The organism is Mycobacterium bourgelatii, from assembly GCF_010723575.1.
GTDB classification, from domain to species: Bacteria; Actinomycetota; Actinomycetes; order Mycobacteriales; family Mycobacteriaceae; genus Mycobacterium; species Mycobacterium bourgelatii.
On the sequence record NZ_BLKZ01000001.1, the window covers coordinates 639,536 to 655,203 of the forward strand.

Consider the following 15,668-nt stretch of genomic DNA (forward strand, 5'->3'; position numbering starts at 1 on the left):
GCTTCGGCGCCGGCGTAGGACCCCGCGCCCGCCGCGAGCGCCTGCACAAACTGGGTGTGAAACGACGACACCTGCGCGCTCAGGGCCTGGTACTGCTGCCCGTACGACGCGAACAATGCGGCGACTGCCACCGATACCTCATCGGTGCCCGCTGCCAGCACGCTGGTGGTCGTGTGAACGGCAGCGCCGTTGGCCGCCTGCAGGGCGGTGCCGATGCCGGCCAAATCGGTTGCTGCTGTTGCGATGAACTCTGGCGTCGCGATCAGAAATGCCATGATAAATCTCCCACCGGACGGTAAGCGTCCCAGTGTGAGCGTATAGCGGTCTAGCGCGCGTTTTGGGCGTTCTTCGGTAATCCGAAAACTGTTACGCGAGAGTCAATTACGGTCCACGTCCTGGTGACCGCGGACGAGCACCTCTTCTTGGCTGTGCAACGTGGCACCGCCGGTGGCGAAATTCGCGACATCTGCACTGGCCGAACGCATCTCGTCGGATTTGAGCGCGACCTTGAGGGATTCCGCGGTCTCGAACCACAGGTCGGCCACCAGGTAGGGCGGGGCCGGCACGTCCCGGCCGAGCGGCCGTGGCCGTCCGGTGGTGAAGCGAACCAAGCCAGGCACTTTCAACGTCAGCGGAATGTGGGTGCTCTGGTAGTACTCGTCAAAGGCCGCCGGGTCGGTGGGCTGACCGTATTGCACGGTGATGCGAAACATCAGCGGCCCCCAGATTTTGCCGGGAGTTTGGCAACCAGCGTCAGCACGTCGTAGGTGGCCACCGGGGCGTCGTCCTGGTTGGTCACCACGGCGTCCCAGCGGACTTCGCCGTAGTCGGCGGACAGGCGCGGGGTGAGTTGTTTGACTGTGAGGGTGACGGTGAGCGCGTCACCGGCCTTCACCGGGGTGAGGAAGCGTAGGCCGTCGACACCGAAGTTGGCCAGCACGGGACCCGGGTTGGGTTCGACGAAAAGTCCGGCGGCTAGCGACACCACGAGGTAGCCGTGTGCCACGATGCCACCGAATAGCGGGTTGCCCGCTGCGGCAACGGGATCGGTGTGCGCATAGAAGGTGTCCCCGGTGAACTCGGCGAAGTGCGATATGTCGTCGAGGGTCACCGTGCGGGGTCCGCCGACGACGGTATCGCCGATGCGAAGCTCCTCGAGATGCTTGCGGAACGGGTGCACGTCGTCGGTGTCACGGGCTGCCCCCTTCGTCCAGCGTCCCGTGATGGCGGTCAGCATGTCCGGTGACGCCTGCACTGCGCTGCGCTGCATGTGGTGCAGCACGCCGCGAATCCCGCCGAGTTCCTCGCCGCCGCCGGCGCGGCCCGGACCACCGTGCACCAAGGTGGGCAACGGGGATCCGTGCCCGGTGGACTCCTTGGCGTCGTCACGGTCCAGCACGAGGATGCGGCCGTGATAGGGCGCCAGATCCAGGACGAGGCGACGGGCGATCCCGGGGTCGTGGGTGACCACGGATCCGACCAGGCTGCCCCGGCCCCGCACGGCCAGGCGCACCGCTTCGTCGAGGTCGTGGTATCCGATGACGGTGCTTACCGGGCCGAAGGCCTCGACATCGTGTGGCGCGGCGACGGAGTTGTCGTCGACGCGTAGCAGCAGTGGTGGCAGGAAGGCGCCGCGGTCCGCGTCCGCGCCGCGCACCGAGAAGTTGTCCGGGTCGCCACTGACCAAAGTTGCGGCGTCGGTGAGGAATTTCAGCGCCCGCAGCACCTCGTCACGTTGCGCGATGCTGGCCAAGGCGCCCATGGTCACGCCCTCGGCTTCGGGGTGACCCACGACGACGGCCGAGAGCCGTGCAGTCGCTGCATCCACCACATCGGCGACGAGGTTTTGCGGTACCAATGCCCGGCGGATGGCCGTGCACTTCTGACCGGCCTTGACCGTCATCTCCGTGACGAGCTGCTTGATGTAGAGCTCGAATTCGGGGGTGCCGGGCGTGGTGTCGGGCCCCAGGATGGAGCAGTTCAGGGAATCGGCCTCGGCGTTGAACCGCACCCCGCTTTCGACAAGGTTGGGGTGCACCCGAAGCCGGGCCGCGGTGGCAGCCGAGCCGGTGAACGCGACCAGATCGTTCTCGTCGAGCTCGTCCAGCAGACCGTGCGGGTTGGCACACGCGAGTTGCAGCGCGCCTTCGGGCAACAGGCCGGATTCGATGATGCGCCGCACCAACTGTTCGGTGAGATAGGCCGTTTGGTGGGCCGGCTTGACGATCGTGGGCACCCCTGCGAGAAACGCGGGTGCCAGCTTCTCTAGCATGCCCCAGACCGGGAAATTGAAGGCGTTGATCTGGACCGCGACGCCGAGGCGCGAGCTGTAGATGTGCTGGCCGACGAAAGTTCCTGCACGTCCGATGCTTTCGGTCGAACCGTCGAGGTAGATGGTGTCATTGGGAAGTTCCCGCGCGGCCTTGCCGGCGTAGCTGAGCAGGGTTCCGATCCCGCCGTCGATGTCGACGGCTGAGTCGCGCCGAGTGGCGCCGGTGGCAGAGGACAGCGGGTAGAACTCGTCCTTGCCTGCCATCAACAGCTTGCCCAGTTGCTTGAGGCAGCTCGCGCGTTCGGGGAAGGTGAGGGCGCGCAGCGCCGGTCCGCCGACCAGGCGGGCGTAGTCGACGGCCGCCGCATAGTCCAATCCCTCGGTGGAGTATCGCGCTACCTCCACCCCGGTGCTGGCATCGGTGAGCGGGATGCCGGCGTCGTCTGCCGAAGTCCACCGTCCGGATACGAAACTCTGCAGCATTACCAACCGTCCATTCGTTCGGTTATTGACGGCTGCAACTTTGGCAGCCGCGGTCGGTCGGCGTCAAGAGGGGTCGATGCGAAGACCGTCGAAGAGCACGTTGACGACGGCGTCGGCGAGTTGGGCCGCGTCGAGTTCACGGCTTGGTCGGTACCACTCAATCAACGAGTTGACCGTGCCGAAGATGAGCCGACTGGTGAGCAGTGGGTCGATGTCTGGGCGCACGCTGCCTTCGTCACAGGCTTGCTGGACCAGCTGGCCGACGATGTGGTCGAATTCGCGGCGGCGGGCGAGCGCGCGGCGCTCGACGGGCGTGTTCCCTCGGATCCTCAGCAACAGTGTGACGTACGGCAATTGCTCCACGAGGACGTGAATGCTGCGCCGCACCAGGTATTCCAGCCGATCGATCGCCGGTCCGGTGGTGGCTTCGCGCTCTGTGGTCGCTGCGAACAAGGCGTCCAGCGCGCGGTTGACCGCTAGCTGCAGCAGTTCGGATTTGCCTCGCACGTGGTGATAGATCGAGGATTTGCTGATGCCCAGTCGGGCGGCCAGGTGTTCCATGCTGGTGCCGTCGTAGCCCCGTTGGTTGAACACCGACACCGCGACTGCCAGCAGCGTGTCGAGGTCGTAGCCGGGACGACCGACTCGACCGGTCGGGCGCGAAGGCGGGGCAGCCATGGACACCATCATCGCATCACGGCCCCGGGGCGGCGGCACGCATCTGGCACCGTCCGGGCGCGGCACCTTGATTACCGAACGAATGGTCGGTTAATCTAGCGCGCATGACCACAGACACCGAGGTGCCCACGGCGGCGATCAGCTACGCGGTCGACGAGAACGTCGCCGCCATCGTGTTAGACCGTCCCGGAGCCTCCAACGCCCTGGACCGTGTGCTGAAAGAAGGGCTGCTGGAGGCGCTGACCCGGGCGGGCTCCGATCCTGCGGTGCGCGCGGTCGCGCTGACTGCCTCAGGCAGAAACTTCTGCGTCGGCCAAGACCTGGCCGAACATGTGGCGGCGTTGCGGGCTGACCCGGCACACGCCATGGACACCGTGGCCGAGCACTACAACCCGATCGTGTTGGCGTTGAATGCGATCGAGGTACCGGTTGTGGTGGGCATCAACGGCGCCTGCGTCGGTGCCGGTCTCGGGATCGCCCTGGCGGCCGACATCCGGGTGGCCGGGTGCGGCGCCAAGTTCGGCACCGCCTTCTGCGGCATCGGGCTCGCCAGCGATTCGGGACTGAGCGCGTCGTTGGCGCGGCTGGTCGGCCAGGGCCGCGCGACCGGCTTGTTCCTGCTCGGCGACACCATCGACGCCGACACCGCTCAGGCGTGGGGACTGGTGCATCGCGTGGTACCGGACGCCGATCTCGCCGCCGAGACCGTCGCCGTGGCACGCCGTCTAGCAGCGGGCCCGACCGCCGCGTTCAAGGCCGTCAAACGACTCCTCACGGCCAACGCCGACGCCGAATTGCCCGAGGTTCTGGCCCGGGAAGCCGAAGCGCAGCGACTGCTCGGCGCCTCGACCGATCACATCGGTGCGGTGGAGGCCTTTGTGGCCAAACAACGTCCGACGTTTATGGGTAGCTGACCCCCGTGGCGCCCACCGCAGTCGCAGAGCGTGTCGAGCCGCGAGACCCGATGCCCGACGGGTATCGCAGCACTCTGATACGCCAGATCAGCCAGCATGCGCATTCGGAGATCATCGGGATGCAGCCGGAAGGGGCCTGGTTGACCCGGGCCCCGTCGTTGCGCCGCAAGGCGATCCTGCTGGCCAAGGTCCAGGACGAGGCCGGTCACGGCATCTACCTATACTCCGCGGCCGAGACGCTTGGGGTAGACCGGGCGGAGCTGACCGCGAAACTGATAGCGGGCCGGCAGAAGTATTCGTCGATCTTCAACTACCCGACGCTGAGCTTCGCCGATGTCGGGGTGATCGGCTGGCTGGTCGACGGCGCGGCGATCTGCAACCAGGTGCCGCTGTGCCGCAGTTCCTACGGTCCCTATGCCCGCGCCATGATCCGGGTGTGCAAGGAAGAGTCGTTTCATCAGCGCCAGGGTTTCGAACTGCTGCTGACCATGATGCGGGGCACCCACGCGCAACGCGCGATGGTGCAAGACGCCGTCGACCGATGGTGGTGGCCCACGCTGATGATGTTCGGCCCGCCCGACGGCCAATCACCCAATACCGAGCGATCGATGGCGTGGGGGATCAAACGCCACACCAATGACGAACTGCGACAACGATTTGTCGACATGACGGTACCGCAGGCCGAGGTACTTGGGGTGCAGATCCCCGACCCGGACCTGGCCTGGAACGAGCGGCGCGGCCACTACGACTTCGGTGCTCCCGACTGGTCGGAATTCTTCGCCGTCATCGCCGGCGACGGGCCCTGCAACGCCGAACGACTGGCCACCCGCAAGGCCGCGCACGACGACGGCGGCTGGGTGCGTGCCGCCGCCGTCGCCTACGCCCGCAGGACTGCAGAGGAGACTCGATGACTGGCAGCGTCGATCCCGCGTGGCCGCTCTACGAGGTGTTCGTGCGTGCCAAGCGCGGACTGAACCACGTCCACGTCGGCTCGATCCACGCCTCGGACGGCGCCATGGCGTTGCAGCACGCGCGGGATGTGTACACCCGCCGCAACGAGGGCGTCAGCATCTGGGTAGTGCCGTCGGCAGCGATCACCGCCTCCACGGCCGAGGAGAAGGAGTCGTTCTTCGCCCCGTCTCGCGACAAGGTGTATCGCCATCCCACGGCTTACTCCATTCCCGACACCGTCCCGCACATGTGAGGTGGAGTCGGTAATGAATGACCATGAGTCGGCATACGCGGGCCTCGTCGACGTCGACACCCACGACCAGTGGGCTTTCGGGACGGGCTTCGACGACCCACTGGCCGGGGTGGACACCACTTTTCCGGTCGGCGTCGACGGGCCTGACCTGGCCACCTACTGCCTGATGCTCGGCGATGACGCCCTGATCGCGGCGCAGCGACTCACCGAATGGACCTGCCACGCACCGGAACTGGAAGAAGAAGTCGCGCTGGCCAACATCGGGCTGGATCTGCTTGGGCAGGCCCGGCTGCTGCTCGCGCGGGCGGCGGCCGCCGGGCCTCGGGTCGTTCCGGTGTTGCCAACAGGTGCGTCGGTGCCTGCCGAGGACGCGCTGGCATTTTTTCGCGACGGACAAGAGTTTCGGAACGTACGCCTGGTCGAGGCGGACAACGGTGACTTTGCGGTGACCGTATGCAGGTTGCTGGTGTTCACCACCTACCGCCTGGCGGTGCTGCAACGGCTGCGGGCGTCCAGCGATCCGGTGCTGGCCGCAGTGGCCGACAAGGGCGCGAAAGAGGTTACCTACCATCGGGATTACGCCGCACGCTGGCTTATCACGTTGTCGCTCGGGACCAGCGAATCCCGCCGCCGCACCGAGGTAGCGCTGCGTACGGTGTGGCCGTTCGTCGCTGAACTGTTCGCGACCCACCCAGTGGAAGCACGCCTTTCGGCCGCCGGTGCGGGAGTGGACCCGGCCACGGTTCGGCCCGAATTCGACGCGGTGCTGCGGGAGGTGTTGGATGCCGCGGCATTGCCGGTCCCGACAATCGGCGATGCCGTGACCGCCGGCCGGGATGGCGTGCACACCGACGCCTTGGTGGCCCTCCTGGCCGAAATGCAGAGCGTCGCCCGCGCACATCCGTTAGCGCGGTGGTGAGTAGATGAACAACCACACCCTGGAGCTGGCCCGGCGAGCCGTCGCCGAGGTCCGCGATCCCGAGATGCCCATGCTGACCCTGGCTGACCTCGGGGTGCTACGGGAGGTGTCCTTGCATGAGGGCCGGATCGTCGTCACCATCACGCCCACCTACAGCGGTTGCCCCGCGATGTCCGCCATCCGTGCGGATGTGGCGAAAACGTTGTCGGCGGCAGGATTTCCCGACATCGAGATCCGCACGGCACTCAGCCCAGCCTGGAGCTCCGACTGGATCACCGCGACCGGGCGGCGCAAACTCGCCCGGCACGGCATCGCCCCGCCGGGGCGGGCGCCCGCCCGCAGCAAGGGGCCGATACCGCTGACCCTCAAGACACGCCCACCCGCCGTGCCGTGCCCGCGGTGCACGTCCGCAGACACCAAGCAGGTATCGGAATTCGGTGCGACGCCGTGCAAGTCACTGCACCGTTGCCGGTCGTGTCTCGAGCCGTTCGAGCGGGTGAAGGAGATCTGACGTGACCGCGCTGCGGCAATTGCCGTCCTTTCACCGGCTGCGGGTGGCCGCCGTGCAACCGCTCTGCGATGACGCCGCAGCGGTCACCTTCGCGGTTCCCGAGGCACTGAAGTCCGAATTCGCCTTTCGCCCTGGGCAATCGCTCACTCTGCGTAAGAGCGTCGACGGCAGGGAGCAGCGGCGCTGCTACTCCATCTGCTCACCGGCAGGCGGTGCCCTGCGCATCGGCGTGCGTGAGCTGCCCGGCGGCGTCTTCTCGGGATGGTTGGTCCGCGACGTCCGCCCCGGCGACGAGGTGGAGGTGCAAACTCCGTCCGGCAACTTCGTAGCGCCCCCGGGCACCGGCGGTCGCCATGTGCTGATCGCGGCGGGGTCGGGGATCACGCCCATCGTGTCGATCGCCACTACGCTGCTGCGTCAACCGGATTCGCACCTGGTGCTGATCTACGGCAACCGGCGAGCGGATTCGGTCATGTTCGCCGACGAACTCGCCGACCTCAAAGACCTTTACGGCCCGCGGCTGGAGCTCATCCATGTGTTGTCCCGCGAACACCGGGTGGCGGATTTGTTCAGCGGACGGCTCGACGCCGAACGGATCCGGCGACTGCTCGATGCGTTCGTACCCGTGGCCGATGTCGACCACTTCTGGCTGTGTGGCCCGCTCGGCATGGTGCTCGACGCCCAGCAAGTCCTGGGCGCGTACGGAGTACCGGGGGACCGCATCCACCGGGAACTCTTCTTTGTCGAAGAGGTTGCCCCGCCGCCGGTGAGCCGAACTGAGCCCGGCCGCGCCGGGCCGTGCAGTCAGGTCACCATCGTGCTCGACGGCCACACGAGCGCGCTCGACCTACCGCGCGACACCCCGATCCTCGATGCCGCGCAACGCTATCGGGATGACCTGCCGTTCGCCTGCAAGGGCGGGGTATGCGGCACCTGCCGGGCCAGGGTGACGGTCGGCGAGGTGGACATGCGCCGCAACTATGCGCTCGAAAACTCGGAATTGGCAGCGGGTTTCGTGCTGACTTGTCAGTCGCTTCCCACCAGCGACGCCGTCACCGTCGATTTCGACGCATGAGCGGGAGCTGAGGATCACTGATGACCAAACTGGTCGACTGCCCCGGTGTAGAACCCATCGAAAAGGCCTCGCGCGACGAGATTCAGGCGCTGCAGCTGACCAGGCTGCGGTGGTCCCTGCAGCACGCCTACGACAATGTGGCGCACTACCGGTCGGCTTTCGACGCCGTCGGTGTGCATCCCGCTGATCTGAGGGACCTCAGCGACCTCGCGCTGTTCCCGTTCACCGGCAAGGCCGATCTGCGGGCCAACTACCCGTTCGGGATGTTCGCGGTGCCGCAGTCGCAGGTGTTGCGGCTGCACGCCTCGTCGGGCACCACCGGCCGACCCACCGTCGTCGGCTACACCGCCGCCGACCTGGAAACCTGGGCCAAGCTGGTGGCCAGATCCCTGCGGGCCGCCGGGGTGCGTCCCGGCGACAAGGTGCACATCGCGTACGGTTACGGACTTTTCACCGGCGGCATGGGCGCGCACTACGGCGCCGAGCGGCTCGGCTGCACCGTCATACCGATATCGGGCGGCATGACCGAGCGCCAGATCCAGTTGATCGCGGACTTTGCCCCTGACGCGATCATGGTCACGCCGTCCTACATGCTCACCATCATCGACGCCATGTACGAGGCCGGACTCGACCCACGCGCCACCTCGTTGCGGACCGGAATCTTCGGTGCGGAACCGTGGAGCGAAGAAATGCGCGCCGAGTTGGAACGAACCTGCGACATCGACGCCGTCGACATCTACGGCCTCTCGGAGGTCATGGGTCCGGGTGTCGCCCAGGAATGCGTGGAAACCAAAGACGGCCTGCACATCTGGGAGGACCACTTCTACCCCGAAATCATCGACCCCGAGACCCAGGCGGTGTTGCCGGACGGCGCGGAGGGAGAACTGGTGTTCACCTCACTGACCAAAGAGGCATTTCCCGTCATCCGGTACCGCACCCACGACCTGACCATGCTGCTACCCGGCACGGCGCGCTCGATGCGCCGAATGCGCCGGATCACCGGCCGCAGCGACGACATGATCATCCTGCGCGGCGTGAACCTGTTCCCCAGTCAGATCGAGGAACACATCATGACCCAGCGCGCCCTCGCGCCGCAGTTCCAGTGCGTAGTCGACCGTCCGGAACGGCTCGATCGGCTCACCGTACGCGTGGAGGGCCGCCGCGGGGCCACCCCCGAGCAGTGTGAGCGGGCCGCGGACTCGCTGACCCGGCAGATCAAGAACCGCGTCGGCGTCAGCATCACCGTGGAAGTGGTACCACCGGGCGCGGTCGCCCGTTCGACGGGCAAGGCGAAACGAGTTATCGACCGGCGTCCCGTAAGCTAGCCACCTCGTCGGGCGTCAGGATGGCCGCCTCGCTCAAGTACCCCACGAACCGTTCCAGGCGTGGGTTTTGTTGCGACGCTGCGGAAAACAACCGTCGTGCTTCGTCGGCCTGTCCCCATCGGGCGTGCAGCACCGCGGACCAGAACGTTGCCTCCGGGTTGGAATCCAGCGCACTGGCGGCGTCGGCGAGCTCGTGGGCGTCCGCACCGAAATCTGGTCCGCAACGGCGTTCACCGACCACGGCGCCGTCCGGGTCGAAGACCACCCGCGACATCCGATCGAAGCCGTCGCTCAACCTCACCAGCCGGGACAGCTCATTCACGGGATCGCTGTGGTCCTCCACCCGCAAGTCGCGGATGATGCCGTCCCACGGCGCTTCAGCACCGGCGCCGCCGCCACGGCCGGCGACCACCAACAGCGCCGCGGACTGGCTACCCCGAATATCGCCGCCGGCGTTCTCGGCGGCTGCCAAACCCGCTACCAGGCGATGGGCAAGGTCGCCGTCGGCCTGCTCGAAGCCGCGCAGCAGGGCGGGCACCACGTCGTCGTTGTCCAGCATGTTGCCCAGGGCGATCGCTTGATCGCCTACGGCGACCCCGAGGGCTCCGACGCAGCGGCGTCCGCAGTGAAACCCGATGCGCCCCTCCGTATCCAGAAACGCAACCTGGCGGATTTCCGGGTGGGTGTCCTCGTCGAGCAGCTGGTCTACTGCGTCGACCGGCGCAATGCCCGCCCGCATCAGCGCCAAACCGCGGGGACCGTAGGAGCGCAGCGCGAACGCCTGCGTGGCCGCCACCCCGACGCCGGCCTCGGCCCACGTCACTACCGAGCCCACACCCAGGTAGTGCGACTGCGATGCGATGCCGAGCTGTCCCGTGGCGGCGTCGCGAGCCAGCAGCGAAAAGGTCACCGCTTCAGAATTCGGTTTCCGCGCAGAGCTGTTCGTAGTGCTTCTTGTACTCGGCCGTCTGGGTGAGTGGCATCAACGCGGCCAACTTGGCGACGTTGCCGGTGACCTTGACCCGGCCCTCCATGAAGGCCGTCGTCGGCGCGAGCTCCCCGCGCAGCATCGCGATCGAATCGGCGTAGGAGGCCGCCATGGTGCCGTCGGCCTTAGCGTCGTCGCCCAACAACTGCTCGACCATGCGACCGTCCTGAACGTCGGCGTAATAACGGATCTCACCGCCGTCTGGGGCCTTGGTCAGGCGGTATTGCACGCGGGCCGACGCGCCGGGGCGCGGGGCGAACGCCTGCTGCAATTCACACTGCCGGTTCAGCCATTCCTGTGACACATACTTCACGTGTGTTTCCCTTCCTCTGGTCGCTCGACGGGGTGATCTGGTCCAGGGCGGCGAGTAGGCGCTCTGCGGTGATCGGCAGCGTGTCGACGACCGAAGATGCGTGTGCCTCGCCGATTTCGGTGGTGAGTGCGTCGCGGATCGCGTTGGCCAGCGCGGCGGGTACCGGGATGATTCCGCTTTCCCCGACGCCTTTGGCGCCGTTCGGGGAGAACGGCGTCGGCGTCTCGAGGTGCACCAGCTCGACCGGGGGCACGTTGGCCGGCAGCGGCGGAAAGTAGTCCCACAGCGACTCCACCACCGGCCGGCCGTCGTCGGTGTACGGGAGTCGCTCGTAGAGGGCCGCGCCGATGCCCTGGGCGACGCCGCCAACGATCTGGGCCTCGACGTTGTCCGGGTTGAGCTGTACGCCGCAGTCGTGCCCGAAGACGAGTCGCCGAATGCTCACCGTCCCGGTGTCGCGGTCGATCTCGACGACCGCGGCCACGGCACCGTAGGAGAACGCGAACGCGCGCGGATCGTGCGTATACGACGCTTCCAGGTACGGCTCGAAGTCGGGCGGCAGGTCCTTGGCGTGATACGCCGCCGCGGCGACGTCCTGGAGGGAGATGCTGGTCCCAGATCCGTTGCTGAACAGGCCGGTTGCTTCCTCAAGGTCCGCGGGATCGACCTCCAACAGGTGCGCGGCCAGTACCCGCAGCCGTTCGCGAAGCTTGCGCGCGGCCAGCATCACCGACGATCCGGCCACGCCGGCGCCCCGGCTACCTCCGCTGCCGTATCCGGTGTACGGACAGGCCAAGGTGTCTCCGTAGACCACCGACACCGCGGCCAGGTCGACACCCAGTTCGTCGGCGGTGATCTGGGCGAGCACCGTCTCGAGTCCCTGCCCCATCGGCACCTGGCCGGTCAACACGGTGACCGATCCCGAAGCGTCCATGCGTACTACGGCCCGATCGTGACCCGCGTTGTTGATCCCCATCATTGCCGCCGTGAGCGACGGGCCGAAGTTGCTGGCCTCCAGATAACATGCGACTCCCGCACCGACCAGGTGCCCGGCAGCGCGGGCGCTGGCCAGGTCATCCTGCAATTGCCGCCAATCAACCTCGGAGGCGACAAGGTCGAGCAACTCGCCGTAACGTCCGCTGTCCAGGCACATCATCGCCGCCGTCCAATACGGCAACTCGTCGGGACGTAGCAGGTTGCGCCGGCGGATATCGAGGGGATCGATCCCCAGCAGCCGCGCACCCTCATCCATCGCCCGCTCGATCGCGAAAGTCGCTTCAGGCATACCGAAGCCGCGATACGCCCCGATCGGTGTCTTGTTGGTCACCACGCCCACCAGTTCGGACAGCGCGTCCGCGACGCGGTAGGGGCCCAGGACCATGGCCGCGGCGACGACGCCGGTGCCCAGGCCCACCATGTACGGTGTGGCGCCGCAGTCCAGCAGCACGGTGGCCCGCAGCCCGGATATCGTTGCGTCGGAGGTGAATCCGACTTCCAGATCGATCACCGTGCCGCGGCCGTGCACGGTGGCGGTGAACGCCTCGGCACGGCTCTCCACCCAGCGGACGGGGCGGCCGACGGCTCGCGCGGCGAACGCTACCAACGTCTCCTCGATGTAGGCGCACGCCTTGTTGCCGAATGCACCGCCGATGTCGGGACACTGCACCCGGACCCGACTTTCGGGAACCCGCAGGGTCGCCGCCAGCGACGCTTTCACCTGATGCGGCGACTGCGTCGAGGTCCACACCGTGACCGACTCCCGGGTGATACCCCAGGCCGCGCGCACCCCGCGGGTCTCCAGCGACAGGCCCGCCACCCGGTCGTTGACATAGCGGCCGCTGACCACCACCGCCGCGTCGGCCAGTGCCGCCGCGACATCGCCGGCCTCAAAGCGCGTGCGCCCGAAGACGTTGTCGGTCCAATCGTCGTACAGCAACGGCCGACTGGTGGCGGACGGTTCGACGACGGGTGGCAGCGTTTCGTAACGGACGTCGACGAGCTCGGCGGCGTCCTCGGCGAGATAGGCGTCGTCGGCGATGACGGCGGCGATCGGCTCGCCGACGTAACGGACCCGATCCGTGGCCAGGCACCAGGTCGGTGCCTCGCGTTGGACCTGCGCACTCCACATCATGCCCATCGGCTCGGTTGCCGCGCGCACCTCCGCTCCGACGAGGACGGCGCGCACGCCGGGCGCGGCGGCGGCTCGCGCGGTGTCCACCGAGATGAACGCATGCGGCTCGCGGGATCGAACGATCACCAAATACAGCTCGCCGGAGAGGCTTTCGTCGGCAAGATAACGTCCGCCACCCGCGGCCAGCCGGGGCAGGTGCACCCCGGGTGCTGATCGGCCGACGTGGCGTGACTGGTTCATCGGCTCTGCTCGACGATCGCGGCGGCGACCAGTTCCTGCGCTGCGGCCAGAATGGGCGTGTAACCCGTACAGCGACACAGCGACGAGGCCAGCCGATCACGCAGTTCGGCCTGGGTCGGTCGGGCACCGGCGTCGACCTCGGCGAGCAGTTCTTCCAGCAGCACGACGAACCCCGGCGTGCAGAAGCCGCACTGCAACGCTCGGTGCCGCACCAGGCATGCCTGCACGGGTGACGGCCCCGGCGCGCGGTTCAGACCCTCGATCGTGACGACGTCGCAGTCCGCGGCCTGCACCGCCAACGTCAAACATGCTCGCGCGGAGCGGGAATCAATCAGCACGTTGCAGCTGCCGCACAGCCCCTGGCCGCAGCCGACGTGGGTGCCGGTAAGGCCGAGTCGGTCCCGCAGGAAGTCGACCAGCGACATCCGGGGTGGCACGCAGGCCCGCACGGTCCGCCCGTTCACCCGCATTTCGATGTCCAGGTCGCTCGTCACGGCAACTCCCGTCGGACTCGTTCCAGCAGTCGGGCGACGACCCGAGTCGCCAGCCGGCGGCGATGCTGCGCGGAACAGTGCGCGTCGCTGTGAAATTCGAGATCGCCGGCGTAGGCGCGGCTGGCCTCCGCCACTGCGGCGTCATCGAGCCGCCCATGAAGGGCGGCAGTGATCGACGGGCCGGCCAACACCGGCACCTGGCCCGCACCGCCGGTGGCGATGCGAATGTCGACGACTTCGCCGTCAGCGATTCGCGCGTTGACCGCGGCACTGAGCAGCGGGGTGTCGCCGGCGCCGCGCAGGGTGACCTCGTCGAAGAATCCGATGCCCATGGGCCGGTGGAAGATTGCCGTGTGCAACAACTCGTCGGAGCGCAATGCCGTTTGATGCGGAGCGACAAAGAACTCTTCGGCGGGGATCCGCCTGAATCCGAGGGAGGAGGCGGCGACGATCTCGCCGCCGAGAGCGAGCAGGCAGATACCGAGTTCGGCCGCGGGGTTGGCATGGGCGAGGCTGCCGCAGATGGTGCCCCGATTGCGGGTGGTCACCTTGCCGACCCGGGGGAGCGCTTGCGCCAAGATTCCGAATTCGCGTATCCCGGTGTACTGTTCGGCGCCACGCTGGGTGACGGCGGCTCCGACCTGAAGGCCGGTCGGCGTTGCGTACAACCCGTGCAGGCCGGTGATGCCGGTGACGCAGACCAGGCGCCGCGGCCGGTCAAGCCGCCGAACCAACAACGGCAGCAGGCTCTGGCCACCGGCGAGAATGCGTGTCCCCGACGGGTCTTGGGCCAGCGCCGCGCAGGCCTCGTCTTCGGACTTGGCCGCCAGATAGTCGAATGAGGCCGGGTGCATTGTCAATCCGGTAACTGCGCGGCGACCAGGCGTGCGATCAGAGCGGGGTCCTCGAGATGGGCGAGGTGGCCTCGCCCGGCGAGCACTTGGCAGCGGGTGCCGAGCGAGTCCGCCAGCACCGCAGCGCGTTCCGGCGGGCACGTCTGGTCGTGTTCGCCCGCCAGCACCAAGGCGGGCGCGCGCACCCGCGTCGCGGTGTCGGTGATATCGGCAGAAAATGCTTCGCGCAGTATTGATTCCGCGACAGCTGGGTCGTTTCGCGCGGCCAGTCGCGCGGCTTCGTCCAGCAAGATCGCGTCGGTGCCGGGCGCGAAACTTACCGCGGCCATTTTTTGAAAGAATGCCAGGCTTCCGAGTTCGCGGAGTTCGGCGGTCACCCCGTCGGGGTCGATCAGGTCCGCGACCGTCAACGCGCCGCCGATGACCGCCACCGACCGGATTCGGTACTGGGCCTGGGCGGCTATCGAAAGGCACACCGACGCGCCGAACGACGCCCCGACCAAGTGGGCATAGTGGATGTCCAACCCGTCCATCGCCGCCTCGACGTCGGCGGCATAGTCAGCGACGCCGTAGGACTCGCCGGGTTGGGAGTTCCCGTGTCCGCGTAGATCGACGGCGACTGTGGTGCGATCGTTGAAGTGATTCATCACCGGCACCCACTGGTGGGCGGCGCCGTTGATGTGATGGATGAACACGACCGGCTCGGCTTCGCTGTCTTGCACCTGCCGCAGGCCCGACACGGTACCGGCCGGACCAGGCACCGAAAAGCGTTCCATCGCGGCCACTTCCCGGGCGTCGAGTCTCATAGGCCACCCATCTGGTTGGGCACGTGAGTGGAGAAGTGGGCGTGCACGAGTTCCCACTTGCCCGCACGGCGGCGCCAGATCTCGGTGGCGCGCATGCCGGCGTTGAAACTGCCCAGGTTTCCGAAGTCGGCCTGATAGCGGCTCAGGTAGGTAACCCATGCGGCGTCACCGACCACCTCGACACGCTCGTCGCGTAGGTCCGCGCTCATGGCCTGCCCGCCCATCGCGGCGGACAGCATGTCCCACAGCGCGGCGATGTGATCCTGGCCGATGTACACCGAGCCGTTGAGGTTGTACCAGACCAACTCGTCGGGTACCGCCGTCACATGGTCCCGCAGATAACTCGAGTCGAGTGGGCCGTTGGCATCGACGAATTCGCGATGCAGCCGCAGGACCTCCTGGGCGTCGTGATCCAGCACGGTATCGGTGTCGGTCATCTAGGTTCCGTCCTTCGGGTCAGG

17 protein-coding genes and 1 pseudogene are annotated in these 15,668 nt (G+C 67.3%); 7 read left to right on the forward strand and 11 right to left on the reverse strand.

The window, feature by feature from the left end; all coding sequences use genetic code 11:
• Positions 1-56: 56 nt before the first annotated feature.
• The 4 genes and pseudogenes from G6N68_RS32315 to G6N68_RS02915 form a co-directional block, all read right to left on the reverse strand.
• Positions 57-275 (reverse strand): annotated as a pseudogene (locus G6N68_RS32315) (PE family protein); the annotation flags it as partial.
• Positions 276-377: 102 nt separating this feature from the next.
• On the reverse strand, positions 378-713 hold the full coding sequence (locus G6N68_RS02905; protein ID WP_163707642.1) for an EthD family reductase: 336 nt from the start codon (positions 711-713) through the stop codon (positions 378-380).
• Positions 713-2,755 carry a phenylacetic acid degradation bifunctional protein PaaZ gene (gene paaZ / locus G6N68_RS02910; RefSeq protein ID WP_163707644.1) on the reverse strand — a complete coding sequence of 681 codons (2,043 nt, stop codon included), beginning with the start codon at positions 2,753-2,755 and terminating at the stop codon, positions 713-715. The genes G6N68_RS02905 and paaZ overlap by 1 nt, the downstream gene beginning before the upstream one ends.
• Positions 2,756-2,818: 63 nt before the next feature.
• A complete protein-coding gene (locus G6N68_RS02915) occupies positions 2,819-3,433 on the reverse strand; it encodes a TetR/AcrR family transcriptional regulator (RefSeq protein ID WP_163707647.1) in 615 nt (204 codons plus the stop codon).
• Positions 3,434-3,537: 104 nt separating this feature from the next.
• On the opposite strand from G6N68_RS02915, the gene G6N68_RS02920 reads away from it, so the two are divergent.
• Genes G6N68_RS02920 through paaK form a run of 7 tightly spaced genes read left to right on the forward strand, consistent with a single transcriptional unit; the run spans position 3,538 to position 9,381 of the window.
• A complete protein-coding gene (locus G6N68_RS02920) occupies positions 3,538-4,347 on the forward strand; it encodes an enoyl-CoA hydratase/isomerase family protein (protein ID WP_163707650.1) in 810 nt (269 codons plus the stop codon).
• A gap of 5 nt (positions 4,348-4,352) precedes the next feature.
• Positions 4,353-5,258 (forward strand): 1,2-phenylacetyl-CoA epoxidase subunit PaaA, encoded by a 906-nt coding sequence (gene paaA / locus G6N68_RS02925; RefSeq protein WP_240355343.1) that lies wholly within the window; start codon positions 4,353-4,355, stop codon positions 5,256-5,258.
• Complete coding sequence (gene paaB / locus G6N68_RS02930) at positions 5,255-5,551, forward strand: 1,2-phenylacetyl-CoA epoxidase subunit PaaB (protein ID WP_163707654.1); 297 nt, start codon at positions 5,255-5,257, stop codon at positions 5,549-5,551. The genes paaA and paaB overlap by 4 nt, the downstream gene beginning before the upstream one ends.
• Before the next feature lie 13 nt (positions 5,552-5,564).
• Positions 5,565-6,470: a 1,2-phenylacetyl-CoA epoxidase subunit PaaC gene (paaC, locus tag G6N68_RS02935; protein ID WP_163707656.1), complete on the forward strand. Its 906-nt coding sequence runs from the start codon at positions 5,565-5,567 to the stop codon at positions 6,468-6,470.
• 4 nt (positions 6,471-6,474) lie between these two features.
• A complete protein-coding gene (paaD, locus tag G6N68_RS02940) occupies positions 6,475-6,981 on the forward strand; it encodes a 1,2-phenylacetyl-CoA epoxidase subunit PaaD (RefSeq protein WP_163707659.1) in 507 nt (168 codons plus the stop codon).
• Position 6,982: 1 nt separating this feature from the next.
• Positions 6,983-8,056: a 1,2-phenylacetyl-CoA epoxidase subunit PaaE gene (gene paaE / locus G6N68_RS02945; RefSeq protein ID WP_163707662.1), complete on the forward strand. Its 1,074-nt coding sequence runs from the start codon at positions 6,983-6,985 to the stop codon at positions 8,054-8,056.
• Positions 8,057-8,076: 20 nt separating this feature from the next.
• Complete coding sequence (gene paaK / locus G6N68_RS02950) at positions 8,077-9,381, forward strand: phenylacetate--CoA ligase PaaK (RefSeq protein ID WP_163707665.1); 1,305 nt, start codon at positions 8,077-8,079, stop codon at positions 9,379-9,381.
• On the opposite strand, the gene G6N68_RS02955 is transcribed toward paaK, so the two are convergent.
• Genes G6N68_RS02955 through G6N68_RS02985 form a run of 7 tightly spaced genes read right to left on the reverse strand, consistent with a single transcriptional unit; the run spans position 9,356 to position 15,644 of the window.
• Positions 9,356-10,291: a DUF1028 domain-containing protein gene (locus tag G6N68_RS02955; protein ID WP_163707668.1), complete on the reverse strand. Its 936-nt coding sequence runs from the start codon at positions 10,289-10,291 to the stop codon at positions 9,356-9,358. The two genes, paaK and G6N68_RS02955, sit on opposite strands and share 26 nt — an antisense overlap.
• A gap of 4 nt (positions 10,292-10,295) precedes the next feature.
• Complete coding sequence (locus G6N68_RS02960) at positions 10,296-10,682, reverse strand: SCP2 sterol-binding domain-containing protein (RefSeq protein ID WP_163707671.1); 387 nt, start codon at positions 10,680-10,682, stop codon at positions 10,296-10,298.
• Positions 10,642-13,053, reverse strand: coding sequence for a xanthine dehydrogenase family protein molybdopterin-binding subunit (locus G6N68_RS02965; RefSeq protein WP_163707675.1), 2,412 nt, complete (start codon positions 13,051-13,053; stop codon positions 10,642-10,644). The genes G6N68_RS02960 and G6N68_RS02965 overlap by 41 nt, the downstream gene beginning before the upstream one ends.
• On the reverse strand, positions 13,050-13,547 hold the full coding sequence (locus tag G6N68_RS02970) for a (2Fe-2S)-binding protein (RefSeq protein WP_240355344.1): 498 nt from the start codon (positions 13,545-13,547) through the stop codon (positions 13,050-13,052). Before G6N68_RS02970 ends, G6N68_RS02965 begins: the two co-directional genes overlap by 4 nt.
• A complete protein-coding gene (locus G6N68_RS02975) occupies positions 13,544-14,401 on the reverse strand; it encodes an FAD binding domain-containing protein (protein ID WP_163707678.1) in 858 nt (285 codons plus the stop codon). The genes G6N68_RS02970 and G6N68_RS02975 overlap by 4 nt, the downstream gene beginning before the upstream one ends.
• Positions 14,402-14,403: 2 nt before the next feature.
• Positions 14,404-15,207, reverse strand: coding sequence for an alpha/beta fold hydrolase (locus G6N68_RS02980; protein WP_163707682.1), 804 nt, complete (start codon positions 15,205-15,207; stop codon positions 14,404-14,406).
• Positions 15,204-15,644: a YybH family protein gene (locus G6N68_RS02985; protein ID WP_163707687.1), complete on the reverse strand. Its 441-nt coding sequence runs from the start codon at positions 15,642-15,644 to the stop codon at positions 15,204-15,206. The genes G6N68_RS02980 and G6N68_RS02985 overlap by 4 nt, the downstream gene beginning before the upstream one ends.
• Positions 15,645-15,668: the final 24 nt, after the last annotated feature.